Raw genomic sequence first — 16,953 nt, forward strand, 5'->3', positions numbered from 1 at the left:
CCTACCAAGCGCCGATAAAGAATTCGAGCACGGACAACGCGGTCGCACCGAGCAGGGCGACGACCGCCGCCACGCCGAGAGTGCGGCGCAGGGCGCGACGGGTGTCGCGCCCTGCGCCGCGCGCCGCGACGAAACCGCCTGCGGCGCCGAGGATCCCGACAACCAGGACGCCCCCGAACAACAGATAGAACAGGCTGGCCAGCGCGGCGGTGCCCGCACCACCGACGCCACGGGCGTACTCCCCCATCGGGACCGGGAACCGGTAGACGATCGCGACGATGGCCGCTGCCGGAGGTGCGAGCACGATCGCGGCGACAGCGCCCAGGCACGCGGCCTTCAAGGGACCCGCGTTGTCAGTGGACGAGGTATCAGCCATACCGCGAGCTTAGGCAGCTGCCGGCGCCTCGCCTTCGAAGAAGGCATGCCGGTGGACCACAATATTCGACCGATAGACGGCAACTACATCAACCGCACCGTCGCGTCCGCCCGCGACACCTATCGAACGCGACCTGTCTGATGGTCGAACTGAACACGGCGTACTGCGCAATTCTGTGTATTGAGGGGGCAACGTCGTTGCCCTAGGGTCGCGGACATGACTGAGATCGAACCATTCCCGGTGCGCATTCCCGAGGACGACCTGGACGACCTGCGGGCGCGTCTCGACCACGTCCGGCTGCCCGAAGCGGAGACGGTTCAGGACGGTACGCAGGGTGTCGGCGTTGACCGGCTGCGGAGTCTGCTGGACGCCTGGCGCGAACACGATTGGCGGTCCGTCGAGGAGCGCTGGAACGCACTGCCGCACTTCCGCACCCGGCTGGATGGCCTGAACATCGCGTTCTGGCATGTACGCTCGCCCGAGCCCGACGCCTTTCCGCTGGTGCTGACGCACGGCTGGCCTGGCTCGGTGCTGGAGTTCGAGAGCATGATCGGGCCGCTGACCGACCCGGTCGCGCACGGCGGTTCCGCCGCGGACGCCTTCGACGTGGTCGTACCGGCCCTGCCCGGTTTCGGGTTCAGCGAACGGCCCCAGGAACCCGGCTGGAACCCCGGCCGGACCGCACGAGCCTGGGCAGAGCTGATGACCAGGCTGGGGTACGAACGCTTCGGGGCGCACGGCGGCGACTGGGGCGCGTTCGTCAGCACCGAGCTGGCTTGCCTGGCACCGGAGCGAGTTGCCGCCTTGCATTTGACCATGCCGATCGCGTCGCCCCTCCCCGAGGACGTGGCGACGGCCGACGACGCGGAAAAAGCCATGCTCGCCAAACGGGACAGGTTCATGATGACCGGCCCTACCCATGTGATTGCCCAGGGCATGCTCCCGCAGACGCTCGGCTACTCCTTGCTGGACTCGCCGGCCGGGCTCGCGGCGTGGCTGAGCCAGGCGTTGGTTGCTTTTTCGGACACGCGACCTGAGGCAGGTGCAGGCGTCACCGTGGCACAGCAGGTGGACGACATCGCCCTGTACTGGTTCACCGGCACCGGCGCCTCCACCGCTCGCTGGTACTGGGAGGCGCTGCGGTGGACGCCGCGCGGCCCGGAGGCACAGAACGCGCAGACGGTGACCGTGCCCACCGCCTGCACGCTGTTTCCGGCCGAACCGTTCCCCGTCGCCAAGCGTTGGGCCGAGCACCGCTACCACAACCTGATCAGCTGGAACGAGAAGGAGTACGGCGGCCATTTCCCGGGTTGGGAACAACCGGACGTGCTGGTCAGCGAGCTGCGCGACGCCTTCCGCCGGTCCCGCGATTAGCGCGGCTTCGAACAGTGGCCAGGAGTTGTGCAGGTCCTGGTCGAGGCCGCCCTCACCAAGCCCGCCCCCGGCTGAACGACCGAGCCGTCCATCAGCAACGATCAGAACTATGTGTCGACTCTTCGGGATGACGGCGGCCCCGCGGCGGGTGAAGGCGACGTTCTGGCTGCTCGACGCGGCCGACAGCCTCGAACGGCAGAGCGTGACGAATCCTGACGGCACCGGGCTGGGCACTTTCGCTCGCGACGGGTCGCCGCGGGTGGAGAAGCAGCCGCTGGCCGTATTCGAGGATCGCCCGTTCGCCGCGGAAGCCAAGCACCGCGAATCGACGACGTTTCTCGCGCATGTGCGCCACGCGTCCACCGGCGCGCGGACCGTGCCGAACACCCACCCGTTCACCCAGGACGGGCGTATTTTCGCGCACAACGGTGTCATCGAGAACTTGCCGCGAATCGACGAACAACTGGGCTCCTACCGGGATTTGGTCACCGGCGACACGGACTCCGAACGCTTCTTCGCCTTGATCACCAAACAGATCGACGCGCACAACGGCGATGTCACGGCCGGACTCATCAGCGCGGTGCGCTGGGTCGCCGACCAGTTGCCGATATTCGCGATCAACCTGATCCTGACCACCGCCACCGAACTGTGGGCCTTGCGCTACCCGGCCGCACACGAGCTGTTCGTGCTCGAACGCCCCGCGGGCCACCATCTCGAGCATGCGGGATCCAGCGGAACGGTACGGGTGCGGTCCGCCGATCTCACCGACGCCCCGACCGTGATCGTGGCCAGCGAACGGATGGACGACGACCCGCGCTGGCGCGCCCTTGCCCCCGGCGAACTACTGCATGTCGATGCCGGTTTGCGCATCGAGCGGACCGTAATCTTGACCCGGCCGCCGACCCATCCCCTCTCGCTGTCCGACCTCGACGCGGGCGCCGCCGCCTCGCAACGCAGTCACTAGGCTCCTGGTAACCGGCTCGCGGACAACGACTTTCGCCCAAGCAGTCCGACTGTGGCGGCCGGTTCAGGCCTCCTGCGCGACGACATCGAGGTAGCGCTGCAGGTAGTGCGGCCAACCGCTTTCGTTGCCGACGCCCGCCTTGACCGCTTCCCAGCCATCACCGTGCCGGTCGAGGTGGCGGTGTTCGAGGTCGACGCGGGTGCGATCCGGACCGTCCGCGGTGAAGCGGACCTCGACCTCGCTGGTCTTGCCGGGGTCGGTCTCGATCTCCCAGCGCCCGTTGATATCCCAGCTGAACACCACCCGGTTCGGCGGCTCGTAGGCCAGCACCCGGGCCCACTGACATACGCTGCCGTCTTCACCCCGGTCGTAGATGTGTCCGCCGACCCTCGGTTCGAACACCGTCTCGGCGATCGGGACGGCCAGCAGGTTGTGTTCGCGCGGTTTGATCGCATCGAAGCGCTCGATGAACAGCGTGAAGGCGCGTTCCAGTGGCGCGTTGACGACGATCTGCTGCCGCACCGGTTCGGTTTGGGTGTTGGTCATGACTTCTCCTGAGTGTTGTTCGACCACTTGCTGATACGTGGCGAGGGCGCGGCCCCAGAACCGATCGAGCTGGGCACGCAGCGCGCCCATCCCGTCCGGGTTCAGCTGGTAGATCCGGCGTGTTCCGACGGCTCGATCCAGCACCAGCCCCGCGTCCTTGAGCACCTTCAGATGCTGCGAAACCGCAGGCCTGCTGATCGGCAACGCGCTCGCGAGCTCACCGACCGCCTGCGGCCGCTCGGCCAGGCGCTCCAGGATGGTGCGCCGCATCCGATCCGCGAGCGCACCCCATTCGTCTCCTGCTTGGTAAGTGCCTACGAACCGTAAGTGAACACTTACCGAACTGCCTTGTCAACCCCCCATCGCCGGACGCCTCGGAATGCGGAAGATGCCAAAAAATAGGCGACAGTGCGGAAGTATGGAAGTGCGGCAGTGTGAACGCCGCGGTGTTTTCTGATTGTGGTCCGCGATCTACTTCCCCTATGCAGGAGGACAAAGATCCATGGTGACTATTCGGAACTACCGACGCTCCGCCCTCGTGCTTGCCGTCTTCGGCGCGATGGGGCTGGCCGCCGCACCGGCGCACGCCGACAATGCCATCGATATCCGCGATATCAGTCCGGCGAATGTGGGGGTCGATTACAGCTGTGAGCCCTCGGCCGGGGTGGTCGGCATCAAAGCGATGGTGGGCGATCCCTATGCCGACCGTCCGTCGGCTACCGGTTCACAAAATGCGGTCACCTGCGACGGGACCGGCCAGTCCACTGTGGTCAACCTGGATGCGCCGTTGTCGGCGGGACAGGCGGTGCAGATTCGGGTAGCGCTGGTCGACCGGGACGACAACGTTGTTTCCGGGCAGGCCAAGGCAACACAGCTGGGGTAGCACGGACGGAGGCGGTTACCGCACGGAATGGCGCCGTAACCCCCTGCGTTCCAACCGTTTTCATCAGACGATCAACCGACTGATACTGACTTGTCCGTCGAACGATGGATGGCAGCACCGGCGAGTCGAGCCGTAAACTTTCGACTCGTAAAACCTTTCCCTACCATTCCATAAGGTTAGTCGAAATCCGTATCTCGGCGGCGCCGAGGCGAATTCGCGATCCGGCATGCAGCCGACCGCAATGCTCGAGGGAATACTTTCATGAATCTTTGTCGCATAGCCATGTCTTTTGCCGCCTGTTCCGGAATTACCGCGGCAGTCGCCGTTACCGGCTTCGCGCACGCGCCGGCCGCCCAGGCAGCCGTCCAGGGGATCAGCGTCGCCGACGCGTGTATCGAGCAGGCGCCCAGCCCAGGGATCGTCAATATCCGCGCCTACGTCGACGGGAATCGCACCAAGGACGCCGGCGCGTGGCGGTGCCAGGGTGAGCGCCTGAACGTGACGAACATGCAACTGGGAATTCACGATTGGGTCAGCCCGTGGGGCGTCAATCTCGAGCGTTATTGCGGACGCCATTTCGCCGGTACGCACGCACATACGATCGCGCCGCACGACGTCTTCTCCTGGCGTTGCGTGTAATCGACTGACGGCCGGCGGCCCGCCGCACCGGGCGGGCCACCGTGGGCCCTACGTCATCGGCGCGCCGTCAGAGTCATCCAGATGCGGAGGTCTTCGGTAGCTTCGCGAGCGCCGTAGGGCCCCGGCGGGTACAGCCGCATCGATTCCTTCAGCACCATGGTCAGGTACGTCAGCTTCTTCAGATCCGCGTAGTCGGGAGCGGCGCGGTCGCCGAGTACACGCGCGAGTTCGTCGGCTACGCGTTCGGCTGTATGCGGGTGTTGCGCAAGTAGATACAGCGTCCAGGAGACGGCGACGCCGGTGGTGTGGTGCGCGGCCATCATCGTCATCAGCACGGTGTCCCGGATCCGCGCCGGGGACTGGCCCGCGACGGCCAGCGCGGCGATCAGGTCGCTCTCGCTGTGCTGTGCGTCCCCGGCCTGGTGCGCCGCGAGCACGTCGTCCACGACAGACCGCAGATACGCCAGGGCCTGCCGCGCGCGGACGCCGCGTTCCTCGTCGGTGCCCGGCATGTCGACCTGATACAGCCGAGCCAGCTGCTCGGTGAGCACGTCCTCGAACGCCGACACGACCCGATCGGCCTGTTCCGGGGCGGCCAGGCCGCTGCCGAGCGCGTACTCGCACATCATCCGCAGCGACAGCGCACTGAGGTCCTGCTGCAAGGGAATTGGGCCCTGCGCTGCCGCGTCTGCCCAGCGATCGGCGAGCCCGCGGGCCAGCGTCACGAACTGCCCGAAATGCGCCTCGTGCGAGCGGCGTCCGGCGAGCACCGACAACAGTATCCGCCGCCACGGCGCGTGCTCGTCGGCCGGAATGGTCTGGAGATTGCCCGACTCCTGCAGCGGCGCAAGGAATTCGAACAACTTGTCCGGCCGCTCATCGATCTTCGCGGTGGCCTCGAGCAGCACCGGGTCCGCGACCGACACCGCCGTCTCCGCGCCGGGCAGCGGAAACGGGACCACGGGGCCGTACTCGGCGTGCAGTCGCAGCTGATAGTTGTGTAGGCCGCCTGCGGCGACGATGTCGGCGAGGCCGTCTCCGCCGCGACGAGGTCCGGGGATCGAGGCCATGCTCCCCCGCCCGCGGGACGTCTCGCAACGTGTCGCGATAAGGACGGCGTAATCACCGTTCGACTGCCTCCGCGTGCTCGGTCCTCCCCGGGAGAACTTGCGGCTCCTCGGTAACAGGCTCGCGGGCAACGGTTTTCCGGTGTGCGCGCAGCATCCAGCCGGGCGCCCACCAGCACAGGTCGCCGAGCAGTTTCATCGTGGCGGGGACGAGGAGTAGCCGCAGTATCGTCGCGTCGATGAACAGTGCGGTGACCATGCCGAGGGCGATGTATTGCATCATCACCAGATCGGAGAGGGCGAACACGCCGGTCACCACGATCAGGATCGCGGCGGCGGCGGTGATGATGCGGCCGGTGCGGGCGACACCGGTGCGGACCGCCGCGTCGGTGGACGCGCCCGCCCGGCGCGCCTCGACGATGCGGGCGAGCAGGAACACCTCATAGTCGGTGGACAGGCCGTAGATCACCGAGACGATGAGCATCAGGATCAACGGCATGATCGGCTGGGGTGTACACCCGAGCAGCGACGCCCCGTGCCCTTCGACGAATATCCAGGTCAGTACGCCGACGGTGGCGCCGAGTCCGAGCAGGTTCAATGCCGCCGCTTTGAGCGGCAAGATCAGCGAGCCGAAGGTGAGGAAAAGCAGCGCGCTCGTGGCGAGGAACACCACCGTGAGCATCAGCGGCAGCCGGTCGAGTAGCGCGTCGATGCTGTCGCGCTGTGCGGCGAGTTCACCGCCGACCAGCAGTGTCGTCCCGCTGGGCAGCGGCATGGACCGCAAGTAGTCGATGGCCGCGTCGGCCTGGTCCGAGCCGGTGAGCACGGTGTCGGTGGTGTAGACGAAGGGTTCGGCGGGGCCTTGGATCGGTGCGGGGAACGGCGCCGCCAGGCCGGGAGCCTGATTCGCGCGGGCCACCACCGTATCGATGTCCGAGCTGCGATAGGTGGTCATCACCAGCTGGATCGGGTCGATGCGGCGCAGCGGGAAGATTTCGTCGAAGTGCTGCTGCGCCAATCGAGTCGGGTCGTCCGGCGGTAGGAAGCGCTCGGTGATACCGCCGAATACCACGTTCTGTATCGGCGCGATGAGTAGCAGCAATACCGCACACACCGGGATCGCCACGGCCAGTGGCCTTTTCATCACCGCATCAGCGATACGTCCCCAAATATTGTGCCGCACATCGTCGGCGGATCGGGTCTTGCGGAACCAGTCGAAGCCAAGCGCGTCCACCCGGCGGCCGAGCACCGCGAGCAGCGCGGGCAGCAGCGTGATCGAGGTCAGCGCGGCCAGCGCGACGGTGACCATCGCGCCGTAGGCGAACGACTTCAGGAAGCCTTGCGGGAACAGCAGAATGGCGCCCGCGGCGGCGACCACGATGGTCGCCGAGAACACCACCGTCCGACCGGCGGTCGTCACCGCGCGCCGCACCGCCATCGGCACCTCGTGGCCGTCGGCCAGTTCGTCGCGGAATCGGCTCACGATGAACAGCCCGTAGTCGATGGCCAACCCCAGGCCGATCATCGAAACAACCGGGGAAACAAACGAATTCACCTCGGTGACGAGGGTGATGGCCCGGATGGCACCCCACGCGGCGAGCACGGTCAAACCACCGACGATCAGCGGGAGTGCCGCCGCGACAACGCCACCGAAGAGAAAGAACAGCAGCACCGCGACGACCGGGACGGCGATCAGCTCCAGCCGCCGCTGATCGCGCACCATGGTGTCGTTGAGCGCGCCCGCGACCGCCTGCCCGCCGGCGACCTGCATGTCGATGCCCGGAATGTCGATGCGGCCCGCGACTTTGCCGAAATTGCGCATCAGCGCGGTCTCGTTGCCACCTCGCACGGCGACGGACGCGAACGCGTGCCGGTGGTCCGCGGCGCCGAAAAGAGCCGGCAGCGTCAGCCCGGTCTCGGTCTCCCAGTAGCTGCCGTTGATCTTCGCGATCTCGTTCGGGAAGCGCCTCGGCAGGTTGTTCAGGCCGTCCACGACCACACCGGCGAACGCCGGATCATCGATCGTTTTTCCCGGCGGCGCGGTGAACAGCAGGATCACGTCACCGCTGTGGTCGAACCCGAATACCTCGTCGCGTAATCGGGCCGCCTGCGCCGATTCCGAAGTCGGATCGTCCCATCCTCGCGAACTCAATTCGTCGCCGAGCCCGAGTCCATACGCGCCGAGCGCGAGCATGGCGAACACGATCACACCGATCACCGCGAATCGCCGCCGGACGACGATATCTGCCCACTGCGTGAAATCGGCGAACAAACCGTCGCCTCCCTTATACGTGCGTGAATTGCGCGAACGGCGCCGGGAACTTACCAATCGATACCATGGTGCGAACGACGGCGTTCGCCGGTTCCGACAACGCACAAGTCGAGTGGCGGCCGGGCTGTGAGCTGTACCAATCCCCTTGCGTAGACCGCCGTGTGACAGCTGAGTGCGATGTTAAGAACCCTGAATTAGGTTATCTCACAGTCGATACGGCTCCTCGCTACAGCGATCTCCAAAATTTCCTTGACCACCTGCCCGCGTCGATATGATCAAGCCCGGTTTCTATTGTGTTGGGCATTGTCATATTTATCGCGGATTCGCGCGGTGAAGACGAACAGCCGTGTTCTGGAGGACCTACATGTCGGATATCGCTATCGTTGGTATCGGTTGTCGATATGCGGGCGGCATCGATTCGCCCGACACCTTCTGGGAATTCATCCTCGACAAGCGGGACGGCGTCGTCGAGATTCCGCCGGATCGGTGGGACTACCGCCGCTACTACGATCCGGAACCGCGCACCCCCGGCCGCAGCTACACCAAGCGCGGCGCGTTCATGACGATCGATCCCTGGGAGTTCGATCCGGACTTCTTCGGCATCTCCGCGCGCGAGGCGACCGTGCTCGATCCGCAGCAGCGCCTGCTGCTCGAGGTGACCTGGGAGGCACTCGACGACGCGGGCATCGCGGGCCGCGCCTCCGGTGCGCCGGTCGGCGTGTACGTCGGCGGATTCGTGGTTGACCAGTCAGTGATCGGCGTGGTCGGCCCCGCGCTGTTCCACACCGACATGCATACGCCCGCCAGCGCGTCGTACACCATGCTGTCCAACCGAATCGCCTACGCGCTCAACCTGACCGGACCGGCGCTCACCGTCGACACGGCGTGCTCGTCGTCACTGGTCGCGTTCCATCTGGCCTGCCAGGCACTCGACAACGACGACTGCCGGGTCGCGGTGGCGGGCGGGGTGAACGTGATGCTGCAGCCGGAGACCTTCGTGCTGATGTGCAAGGGCAGCTTCCTCGCCGCCGATGGCCGGTGCAAATCCTTCGATGCCGCCGCCGACGGGTACGGCCGTGGCGAGGGCGCTGGCATGGTGGTGCTGAAGAAGCTCGACGACGCGGTGCGTGACGGTGACCGCATCTATGCCGTGGTCAAGGCCACGGGCGCCAATCAGGACGGGCGCACCACGGCGATCACCGTGCCGAGCGCGGAATCGCAAGAGGCGCTGGCCCGCACGGTGTGCGCCCGGGCCGGGCTGACACCGGACGAGATCACCTATGTGGAGGCGCACGGCACCGGGACACTGGTCGGCGACCCGGTCGAATTGCGCGCGCTCGGACGGGCTTTCGGCGCACCCGCCGGCCGGACGCGACCGCTCGGCGTCGGCTCGGTCAAGGCGACGATCGGGCACACCGAGGCCGCGGCCGGAATCGCCAGCGTGATCAAGGCGGCCATGGCGATTCGGCATCGCGTGATCCCGCCGCAGGGGTGGCTCGACAAGCCCAATCCCGATATCCCCCTTGATGAGCTGGGCCTGCGGATCCAGGTGGACGCCGAACCGCTGCCCCCGCACGCTGACCCGATGACGATCGCGGTCAACGGCTTCGGCTACGGCGGCACCAACGCGCACGCGATCCTGCAGGAGTACCGCGCCCACCCGGCGCCGACCACCGAACCGGCGCGGCACCTCGGCATCTTGCCCATCTCGGCGCGCAGCACCGGTGCCGCGCGTGCCATGGCCGGTCGCTTCGCCGACCTGATCGACGCGGGGACCAGTCCGGACCGGCTGGCCGAGGCCGCGTGGACGCGGTTGGCCCATCATCAATTCCGCACCGGCGTCCTGCTCGGCGAAACCGACGAAGTGTGCCACGAGCTGCGTCAGTTCGCGACAGGTGCGGGTCGGGACGCGGTGCGCACGGTCGCGTCCCGCAACGACGAGCCGGTCTTCGTCTTCTCCGGGATGGGGCCGCAGTGGTGGGGCATGGCCCGCGAATTGCTATGCGCCGGTGGCATCTTCGCCGAAACCGCGGCGACGATCGATGCGGAGTTCAGCAAGGTCGCGCAGTGGTCGATCATCGACGCGTTGCTGCGGCCCGAGGCTGAGTCGCGGATGACGAGCACCGAAGTGGCGCAGCCAGCCAACTTCCTCGTGCAAGTGGCGTTGGTGAGTGAGCTTGCTCAGCACGGGATTTCGCCTGCCGCGGTAGTCGGCCACAGCGTGGGCGAGGTATCGGCGGCGTACGTCAGCGGGATGTTGTCGCTTCGGGAAGCGGTCCGCGTCGCCTACCACCGAGCCCGGCTGCAAGCGACCACCGCCGGATCGGGCGGCATGCTCGCCGTCGGACTATCCGTCGACCGGGCCCGCGAACTCGTCGCGGACGACCCGCGAGTCGACATCGCGGCGATCAACAGCGCCAGCTCCCTCACGTTGTCGGGCGATCCGGACCGGTTGGACGAGATCGCCGAAACGCTGACCGAGGAAGGCGCTTTCGCCCGCAGGCTGCGGGTGGAGGTGCCGTATCACAGTCGGCTGATGGATCCGATCCTCGACGAACTGCGCGGCGAACTCGGCGAGTTGTCCCCGCAATCCCCGACGGTGCCGCTGTATTCGACGGTCACCGGCGAACTCGTCACGGAGGGCAACTGGGACGCCGAGTACTGGTGCGCGAATGTCCGTCAGCCCGTGCGCTTCTTCGACGCCGTGACCACGGCGATCGGCGCGGGCAGCCGGGTCTTCCTGGAGATCGGCCCGCATCCGGTGCTGTCGGGCAATATCCGCGAGGCGCTGGTGGAGGCCGACGTGCACGGCACCACCGTGCCGACCCTCGACCGCAAGGAGCCCGACTCCGCGAGCATCCGGCGCACGCTCATCGGCCTCTACGGCGCGGGCGTACTCGATCCGGAACAGCTGTTCCCGGCCGGTGGCCCGGTGACCGCGCACGTGCCGCTCCCCCGTTACCCGTGGCAGCGGACACGTTTGCAGGCCACCCTGCCGCTGTTCGAACAGGCCAGGCTCGGCACCCCCGATACCTATGCCATGCTCGGTGATCCGGATGTCGAGGGCAGAGCGGACTGGCTGCTGCAGGTCGGCACCGAGCTGCTGCCCTGGCTGGCCGATCACGTGGTCAACGGAGTCCGGATCATGCCGGGTGCCGCCTACCTGGACGCGGCGCTCAGCGCGACGGCGACCCGGCTCGGCGTCAAACGGGTAGCGCTGGAACAGGTTCGCTTCGTCGCGCCGCTCATCATGGCCGCGCCGGATGTGCCGCTCATGGCGCTGAGCATCGAGGAGTCCAGTGGACGCTTCCTGATCAGATCCCGCAACGCTACCGGAACGGCGTGGACCGTTCACGCGTTCGGCCGCACCCTGACCGGCGGCTACCTGCCGTCGAAGGCGACGGTTCCCAGCATCGACGTCGGTGTCGATATCGATCCGGAGATGTTCTACGCCGGGCTGGCCGCGGCAGGCCTGCGGTACGGTCCAGCCTTCCGGCGGGTGACCTCGGTGCGGGTCGGCCGGGACACCGCGGTGGCGACGGTGGACGGCACGATCGCCACGGACTCCGGTCATCTCGCGCATCCGGCGGTGGTGGACGCGGCAATGCAGACCGCGGCAATGCTTTTCGCCGACGAACGAATCAGCGAGGGCGTCATGGTGCCGGTCGGCGTCGCGGCGGTCCGGCTGCTCGCGCCGATTCCGGAACAGGCAACGGTGGTCGCGCGCCGCGATCCGAAGGCGCGGCTGCGCGCCGATGTCGAAGTGCTCGACGCCGAGCGGAACCTCGTGCTGCGGTTGACCGGGCTACAGATCGGCGCGCTGAAACCCGGTGACGATCCACTGCATCGGATGGCCGAGTTCTATTACCGCGAGGAGCTGGAACAGCGCCACCCCATCGATCCGGCCGCACTGCCCGACGCCGGATCGGCCGCCACGGTCGTCGTTGCGCTCGGAAATAGCCGTCGCGCAGCACAATTGGCGGACGCGATCCCGGGCGCGCGGCAGTACTTCGTCGACTCGCGTGCACCAGAACTGGAAGCGGAGCTGGTCGAGCACCTGCGGCAGGCGCGGACATCGGGGGCAGCCCGGCTCCATGTGTGCGTGGTGGCCGGAGCCGGTGCCGACGATCTGGCGGATCTCTGGGCACTGAAGCGGATCGCCGTCGCGATGCACGAATTCGCCAACCCTCGGACGGAGGAACAGACTCCGCAGACGGTCTTCGGCGACGGCTCCGTCCATGCCACCCTGATCACCGAGCAGGCATTCACGGTGCCGGACAGCACATCCGCGCCGGACTCCCGTCAGTCCGCGCTGGCCGGGGCCCGGCGGGTGCTGTTGAACGAGCAGACACCCTTGCGCTGGCGCCTGATCGATGTCGAAGCCGGCACCGACATCGCCGATCTGGTGACGGAATTGGCGGTGCCGGGCGCGTTCTCCTACGACAACACCGATGAGGTGCTGCTGCGCGATGGTAATCGCTGGGCGCCTGTGGTGACCAAGCCCCTCACCGAGCGCCTGGCGGTGCACGACACCGCGGCGCCGTTGACCGACCCGGAGGCCAATTTCGAGCTCGAACTACCCCGCACTCGTCTGCTCTCGGCGCTGGCTTGGCGCGAATGCCCGCGTCGAGCGCCCGGCCCAGGCCAGGTCGAGGTCCGCATGCAGGTGATCGGGCTGAACTACAAGGACCCGCTGAAGGTCATCGGCCTGCTCGGCGAGCGAGAGCTGGCACCGACATATTTCGGCACCGTGCCAGGTATGGAGGGCGTCGGCACCGTGGTGCGGGTCGGTGCGGGGATCGACGGTATCGCGGTCGGCGATTTGGTGGCGGTGGCGGCCAAGGGCATGATGCGGCGCTACGCCATCATCGATCGGCAGCTGGTGATTCCGCTGCCCGCCGACACCGATCCCGGATACTGCACCAGTGCCATCGCTTTCGCGACGGCCGAGTACGCGCTCCTGGAGTTGGCGCGGCTGGAGCCGGGCGAAACGGTGCTGATCCACGGTGCGGCGGGCGGTGTCGGCACGGCCGCCATCCAGGTCGCCAAGGCGCGCGGGGCGCGGATCATCGGCACGGCCAGTTCCGACGAGCGACGGCAGCACATCCTGGCGCTCGGCGCGGACCACGCGGTGCACTCGCGTTCGCTCGACTTCGTCGACGACGTGCTCGCGCTCACCGATGGTCGTGGTGCCGAGGTCGTGCTCAGCAGCGCGCCCGGGGAGATCCTGCGCCAAAACTTCAACGCCGTAGCCGAATTCGGCCGCATCGTCGAGGTCGGCAAGGCCGACATCTACACCGGCGGGCTGCTGGAGCTGGCCAATTTCGACAAGAACGTGGCCTACTTCTCGATGGATCTTGACCGGCTGGTCGCGGTCCGCCCGGAGCGCCTGGCCAACCTGCTGCACCGAGTCTACGAACAGGTCGTGGCGGGCGTCTATCGACCGCTGCCGTACAAGATGTTCGAAACCCAGGATGTGGGAACCGCTTTCGAGGAGGTCATCCGGTCCGCCGGACTGGCCAGAATCGCGTTGCGCATCGACGCACCGCAGCCACCGGTCCGGCCCTATCTGCCCGATATCGAGATCCGCGGCGACGCAAGCTATCTCATCACCGGCGGCTTCGGCGGCTTCGGCATGGCCACCGGCCGCTGGCTAGTGCTGCGCGGCGCGCGCCGACTGGTACTGCTCGGCCGCGGCGGTGCGACCACCGAGGCGGCCAGGCGCCAGCTCGAGGCCTGGCGCACAGTCGGTATCGAGGTGATCGAAGAGCTGGTCGACGTGACCGACATCGACGCCGTCGCTGCGGTGGTCAGCAGAGCGCACACCGCCGAACACCCACTGCGCGGCGTATTCCACGCGGCGGGCTCGGTGTCCGACAATCGCGTCGAGCTCATGGCGCACGAACAGCTGGCGAAGGTCTACCGGCCGAAGGTGCACGGCGCGCGGGCATTGCACCGCGCGGTCACCGAGGCGGGCATCCGGCTGGACATGTTCGTGCTGTACTCCTCCGGCGGCTCGATGTACGGCATCTACGGCCAATACAACTACTGCGCGGCCAATGTCGCGGTCGAGGCGCTGGCCGAGGAGTGGGCCAGGGCGGGCGAGCGCGCGCTGTGCATCGGCTGGGGTCATCTCTCCGGCGCGACCGGCGGCATGGCCGCCGACGCGACGGCCACCAAATACCTCGATCTGGTCGGCTTCGGACCGATCGACATGGCCGACGCCACCGCCTATTTGGAGCAAACGCTGCGCCTGGCCGACACCAGGGCCGCGATCATCCCCACCGACTGGGCCAAACTCGCAGGCACCTTTCCGCAGCTGGCGCGCACCGGCCGGACGATCGAGCTGGCCAAGGCCGCCGCGAAGGACACCTCCGAGCTGGCCCAGCTGCGCGCCGAACTGGTCGAACTCGACGACAGCAAGCGCGGTCCGTTCATCGCCCGCAAAATGGCCGCGGAACTGGCGGTCGTGATGGGTGTGCCGGTCGACTCGATCGATATGACGGTGCCGGTGCCCGAACTCGGGCTGGATTCGCTGATGGCCGTGGAACTCGGGGCTCGGGTCACCAAAACCCTCGGTATCGACCTGATGTCATTGCAGATGGGCCGATCGTTCAGCCTGGAGCAGGCCGGTCCCAAGGTCGCCGAACTGGTGCTCGCCGCCGAACCCGGTGGGCCGCAGCCGATTTCCGAGCCGGTGGCGGCGCTGTGATCGACCAGGGGCTGATCGATGAATGGAACCCGGCGCCGGGGCGGATGGTGACCTGGGTCGCCACCGCGGCATCGGTGGCGCGAGCCGCCGAGGCGCCCACCCATCCCGCGCCGCCGTCACATCAACAGGAGGAGTATCTACGGCTGGCGGATCGGCACGCGGCGGCCGACTTCCGTTACTCCGGCCTCTGTCTCGTCACCGTCGAGATACCGATCGGTGACCTGGATCGGGACGCGATGACCCGTAGCATCAACGCATTCCTGTTGCGGCACGACACGTTCCGGACCTGGTTCGCCATCGTCGGCGGCGCGGTCCGGCGGCACCTGGTGGACGCGGAGGTGGTCGATTTCGCGCCGATCGACTACGGCGAGCTCGACGACGCGGAAGCAATCCGGGAGCACGTGCAGAAGACGACTCCCGGTCCGTTCCAATGGGATTGCTTCTCCTTCGGCGCGATCGAGCACGGTGACTCGACCACGGTCTACCTCGCGGTAGACCATCTGCACACCGACGGGCTCGGGCAGTACCTGTCCTGCTCGGACCTGGCCTATTTGTACGCGCGCGAGGCCTGGAATGTCCCCGATACGCTGACACCGGCCGCCAGCTATCTCGAATACTGCACCGCGGAACGCGAACACACCGCGCGGCTCACCCTCGGATCGCCCGGTGTCCGGAAATGGCTGGAGTTGATCCGCGGCAACGACGGCGAATTACCCTGCTTGCCTTTGGCTCTCGGCAAACGCCGGGATGGCTACAACCGCAGCGCGCATCTGCGCATCACACTGCTCAGCGAGGCCGACGCGCGCCGATTCGAACGGGTCTGCCGCGCCAACGACGCCGAGTTCGTCGGCGGCATCTTCGCCGCCGCCGCGCTGGCCGAGGCCGAACTCACCGGCGGCGACTACTACTTCGGCATGACGCCGATCAGCACCCGCACCACCGCGGCCGAACGCGCCTCGGTGGGCTGGTATGTCGCCCTCGTCCCGGTGGCCTTCCCGATCGCGGACACGTCGTTCACCCGCGCCGTGACCATCGCTCAGCGGGCCTACGAGAACGGTATTCGTCTCGCGCCCACCTCTTTTCATCGTGTGCTCGAGCTGTTGCCCGCCGACACCGACATCAAGGTGCGCCCCGGCTGGGCGACGCCGATGATTTCCTACGTTGACGCGCGCGACTTCGACGGCCACGAGTTCTTCGACCTGGTAAATGGCGGCATCTACGCCAACCGCGCCGCCTCCGAGGAAGCCCTGGTCTGGATCAACCGCATGCCGTCGGAAACGACCCTCAGCGTCATCTTCCCCGACACCCCGATAGCGCACGAATCCGTGCGCCGCTACATCCACGCGATGCAGGCGGTGTTCCGGGCGGTGGCGGCAGACCGCGGCTAAGCGATCAGTTCCATCAGCCCGCGTGGGGCCGCGGCGGGCTCGGTCGGAAAACTGAAGCGCGCCAGGCGGTGTGGCGGGTCTGTCTCGAAGTGGGCGATGGCGGACGGGATGAAGCCGCCGATCATCTTGTCCAGCATGGTGTTCACGTGCGCGAAGCCAGGACGTAGGTGGACCGGCCAGGTGGTCAGGAGGCCGGCGGGGACCTCTATGGTCGCCTGCTTGTGCACCCGCGCCGTCACCGGCCAATGCACCGAGAAGGCCAGCCACAGGTCCAACGACGTCGCGGCGCCCTCGATGAAATCCAGCCCGCGCAACAGCGTGAGACCACCGATGAGCGGCATCACGTTCGACGGGAAAGGCGCTACGCCACTGCCGAACTGGAGGTGGGTGGTGTCGAGGAAATGTGCCTCCTCGCGCGAGACCAGCACGTTCTGCGATCGGGTCTCGGCCCGATAGTCCGCCGCGCGCAACCATCCGCCGACCCGGCTGAAACGCTGCTCGATCGTGATCGTCGTATTCCCTTCGCTCGCACGAAGTTCCACCGTCGAGTGGTAGTCGTATGCCGCACGGCCCACCACGCTGGTCACCTCGAACGCCTGCGGCTGGTCGGCGACACCCACGGTGTACACGGATTTTTCGCCATCGGGGATCACGGGATCGCGGAACGCAGTGCGCACAATTCCTCCAGCTGACCGAATTCCTGGTTCGATCTCGACGCTAGCGGCCACACGG

The 16,953-nt window shown here is 67.1% G+C and carries 11 protein-coding genes and 1 pseudogene; 6 read left to right on the top strand and 6 right to left on the bottom strand.

Going from position 1 to position 16,953, the window contains the following annotated elements:
• Window position 1: 1 nt before the first annotated feature.
• The gene (locus tag ACIA8C_RS08490; RefSeq protein ID WP_397132359.1) at window positions 2–376 is read right to left on the bottom strand and encodes a hypothetical protein; all 375 of its coding nucleotides are present in this window, start codon (window positions 374–376) and stop codon (window positions 2–4) included.
• Between the two features lie 216 nt (window positions 377–592).
• Here ACIA8C_RS08490 and ACIA8C_RS08495 point away from each other — a divergent pair, with 216 nt between their 5' ends.
• Both ACIA8C_RS08495 and ACIA8C_RS08500 read left to right on the top strand, forming a co-directional pair.
• On the top strand, window positions 593–1,750 hold the full coding sequence (locus ACIA8C_RS08495) for an epoxide hydrolase family protein (protein WP_397132361.1): 1,158 nt from the start codon (window positions 593–595) through the stop codon (window positions 1,748–1,750).
• Between the two features lie 109 nt (window positions 1,751–1,859).
• Entirely contained in the window at window positions 1,860–2,714 is an 855-nt protein-coding gene (locus tag ACIA8C_RS08500; protein WP_397132363.1) for a class II glutamine amidotransferase, read from the top strand.
• Between the two features lie 63 nt (window positions 2,715–2,777).
• Here ACIA8C_RS08500 and ACIA8C_RS08505 read toward each other — a convergent pair whose 3' ends face one another.
• Both ACIA8C_RS08505 and ACIA8C_RS08510 read right to left on the bottom strand, forming a co-directional pair.
• On the bottom strand, window positions 2,778–3,260 hold the full coding sequence (locus tag ACIA8C_RS08505) for an SRPBCC family protein (RefSeq protein WP_397132821.1): 483 nt from the start codon (window positions 3,258–3,260) through the stop codon (window positions 2,778–2,780).
• Window positions 3,261–3,263: 3 nt separating this feature from the next.
• Window positions 3,264–3,578, bottom strand: a pseudogene (locus tag ACIA8C_RS08510) (ArsR/SmtB family transcription factor); the annotation flags it as partial.
• Window positions 3,579–3,762: 184 nt separating this feature from the next.
• On the opposite strand from ACIA8C_RS08510, the gene ACIA8C_RS08515 reads away from it, so the two are divergent.
• Together ACIA8C_RS08515 and ACIA8C_RS08520 are read left to right on the top strand one after the other, a co-directional pair.
• On the top strand, window positions 3,763–4,143 hold the full coding sequence (locus tag ACIA8C_RS08515; RefSeq protein ID WP_397132365.1) for a hypothetical protein: 381 nt from the start codon (window positions 3,763–3,765) through the stop codon (window positions 4,141–4,143).
• A 282-nt stretch (window positions 4,144–4,425) separates the two neighbouring features.
• Window positions 4,426–4,782: a hypothetical protein gene (locus ACIA8C_RS08520; protein ID WP_397132367.1), complete on the top strand. Its 357-nt coding sequence runs from the start codon at window positions 4,426–4,428 to the stop codon at window positions 4,780–4,782.
• A gap of 53 nt (window positions 4,783–4,835) precedes the next feature.
• On the opposite strand, the gene ACIA8C_RS08525 is transcribed toward ACIA8C_RS08520, so the two are convergent.
• Complete coding sequence (locus ACIA8C_RS08525; protein ID WP_397132369.1) at window positions 4,836–5,852, bottom strand: cytochrome P450; 1,017 nt, start codon at window positions 5,850–5,852, stop codon at window positions 4,836–4,838.
• A gap of 52 nt (window positions 5,853–5,904) precedes the next feature.
• The gene (locus tag ACIA8C_RS08530; RefSeq protein ID WP_397132371.1) at window positions 5,905–8,121 is read right to left on the bottom strand and encodes an MMPL family transporter; all 2,217 of its coding nucleotides are present in this window, start codon (window positions 8,119–8,121) and stop codon (window positions 5,905–5,907) included.
• A 364-nt stretch (window positions 8,122–8,485) separates the two neighbouring features.
• Here ACIA8C_RS08530 and ACIA8C_RS08535 point away from each other — a divergent pair, with 364 nt between their 5' ends.
• Both ACIA8C_RS08535 and ACIA8C_RS08540 read left to right on the top strand, forming a co-directional pair.
• The gene (locus ACIA8C_RS08535) at window positions 8,486–14,833 is read left to right on the top strand and encodes a type I polyketide synthase (RefSeq protein WP_397132373.1); all 6,348 of its coding nucleotides are present in this window, start codon (window positions 8,486–8,488) and stop codon (window positions 14,831–14,833) included.
• The gene (locus ACIA8C_RS08540) at window positions 14,830–16,221 is read left to right on the top strand and encodes a condensation domain-containing protein (protein WP_397132375.1); all 1,392 of its coding nucleotides are present in this window, start codon (window positions 14,830–14,832) and stop codon (window positions 16,219–16,221) included. Before ACIA8C_RS08535 ends, ACIA8C_RS08540 begins: the two co-directional genes overlap by 4 nt.
• On the opposite strand, the gene ACIA8C_RS08545 is transcribed toward ACIA8C_RS08540, so the two are convergent.
• Window positions 16,218–16,898 (bottom strand): hypothetical protein, encoded by a 681-nt coding sequence (locus ACIA8C_RS08545; protein ID WP_397132377.1) that lies wholly within the window; start codon window positions 16,896–16,898, stop codon window positions 16,218–16,220. The two genes, ACIA8C_RS08540 and ACIA8C_RS08545, sit on opposite strands and share 4 nt — an antisense overlap.
• Window positions 16,899–16,953 lie beyond the last annotated feature (55 nt).

The organism is Nocardia sp. NPDC051321 (assembly GCF_044455225.1).
Lineage (GTDB): Bacteria > Actinomycetota > Actinomycetes > Mycobacteriales > Mycobacteriaceae > Nocardia.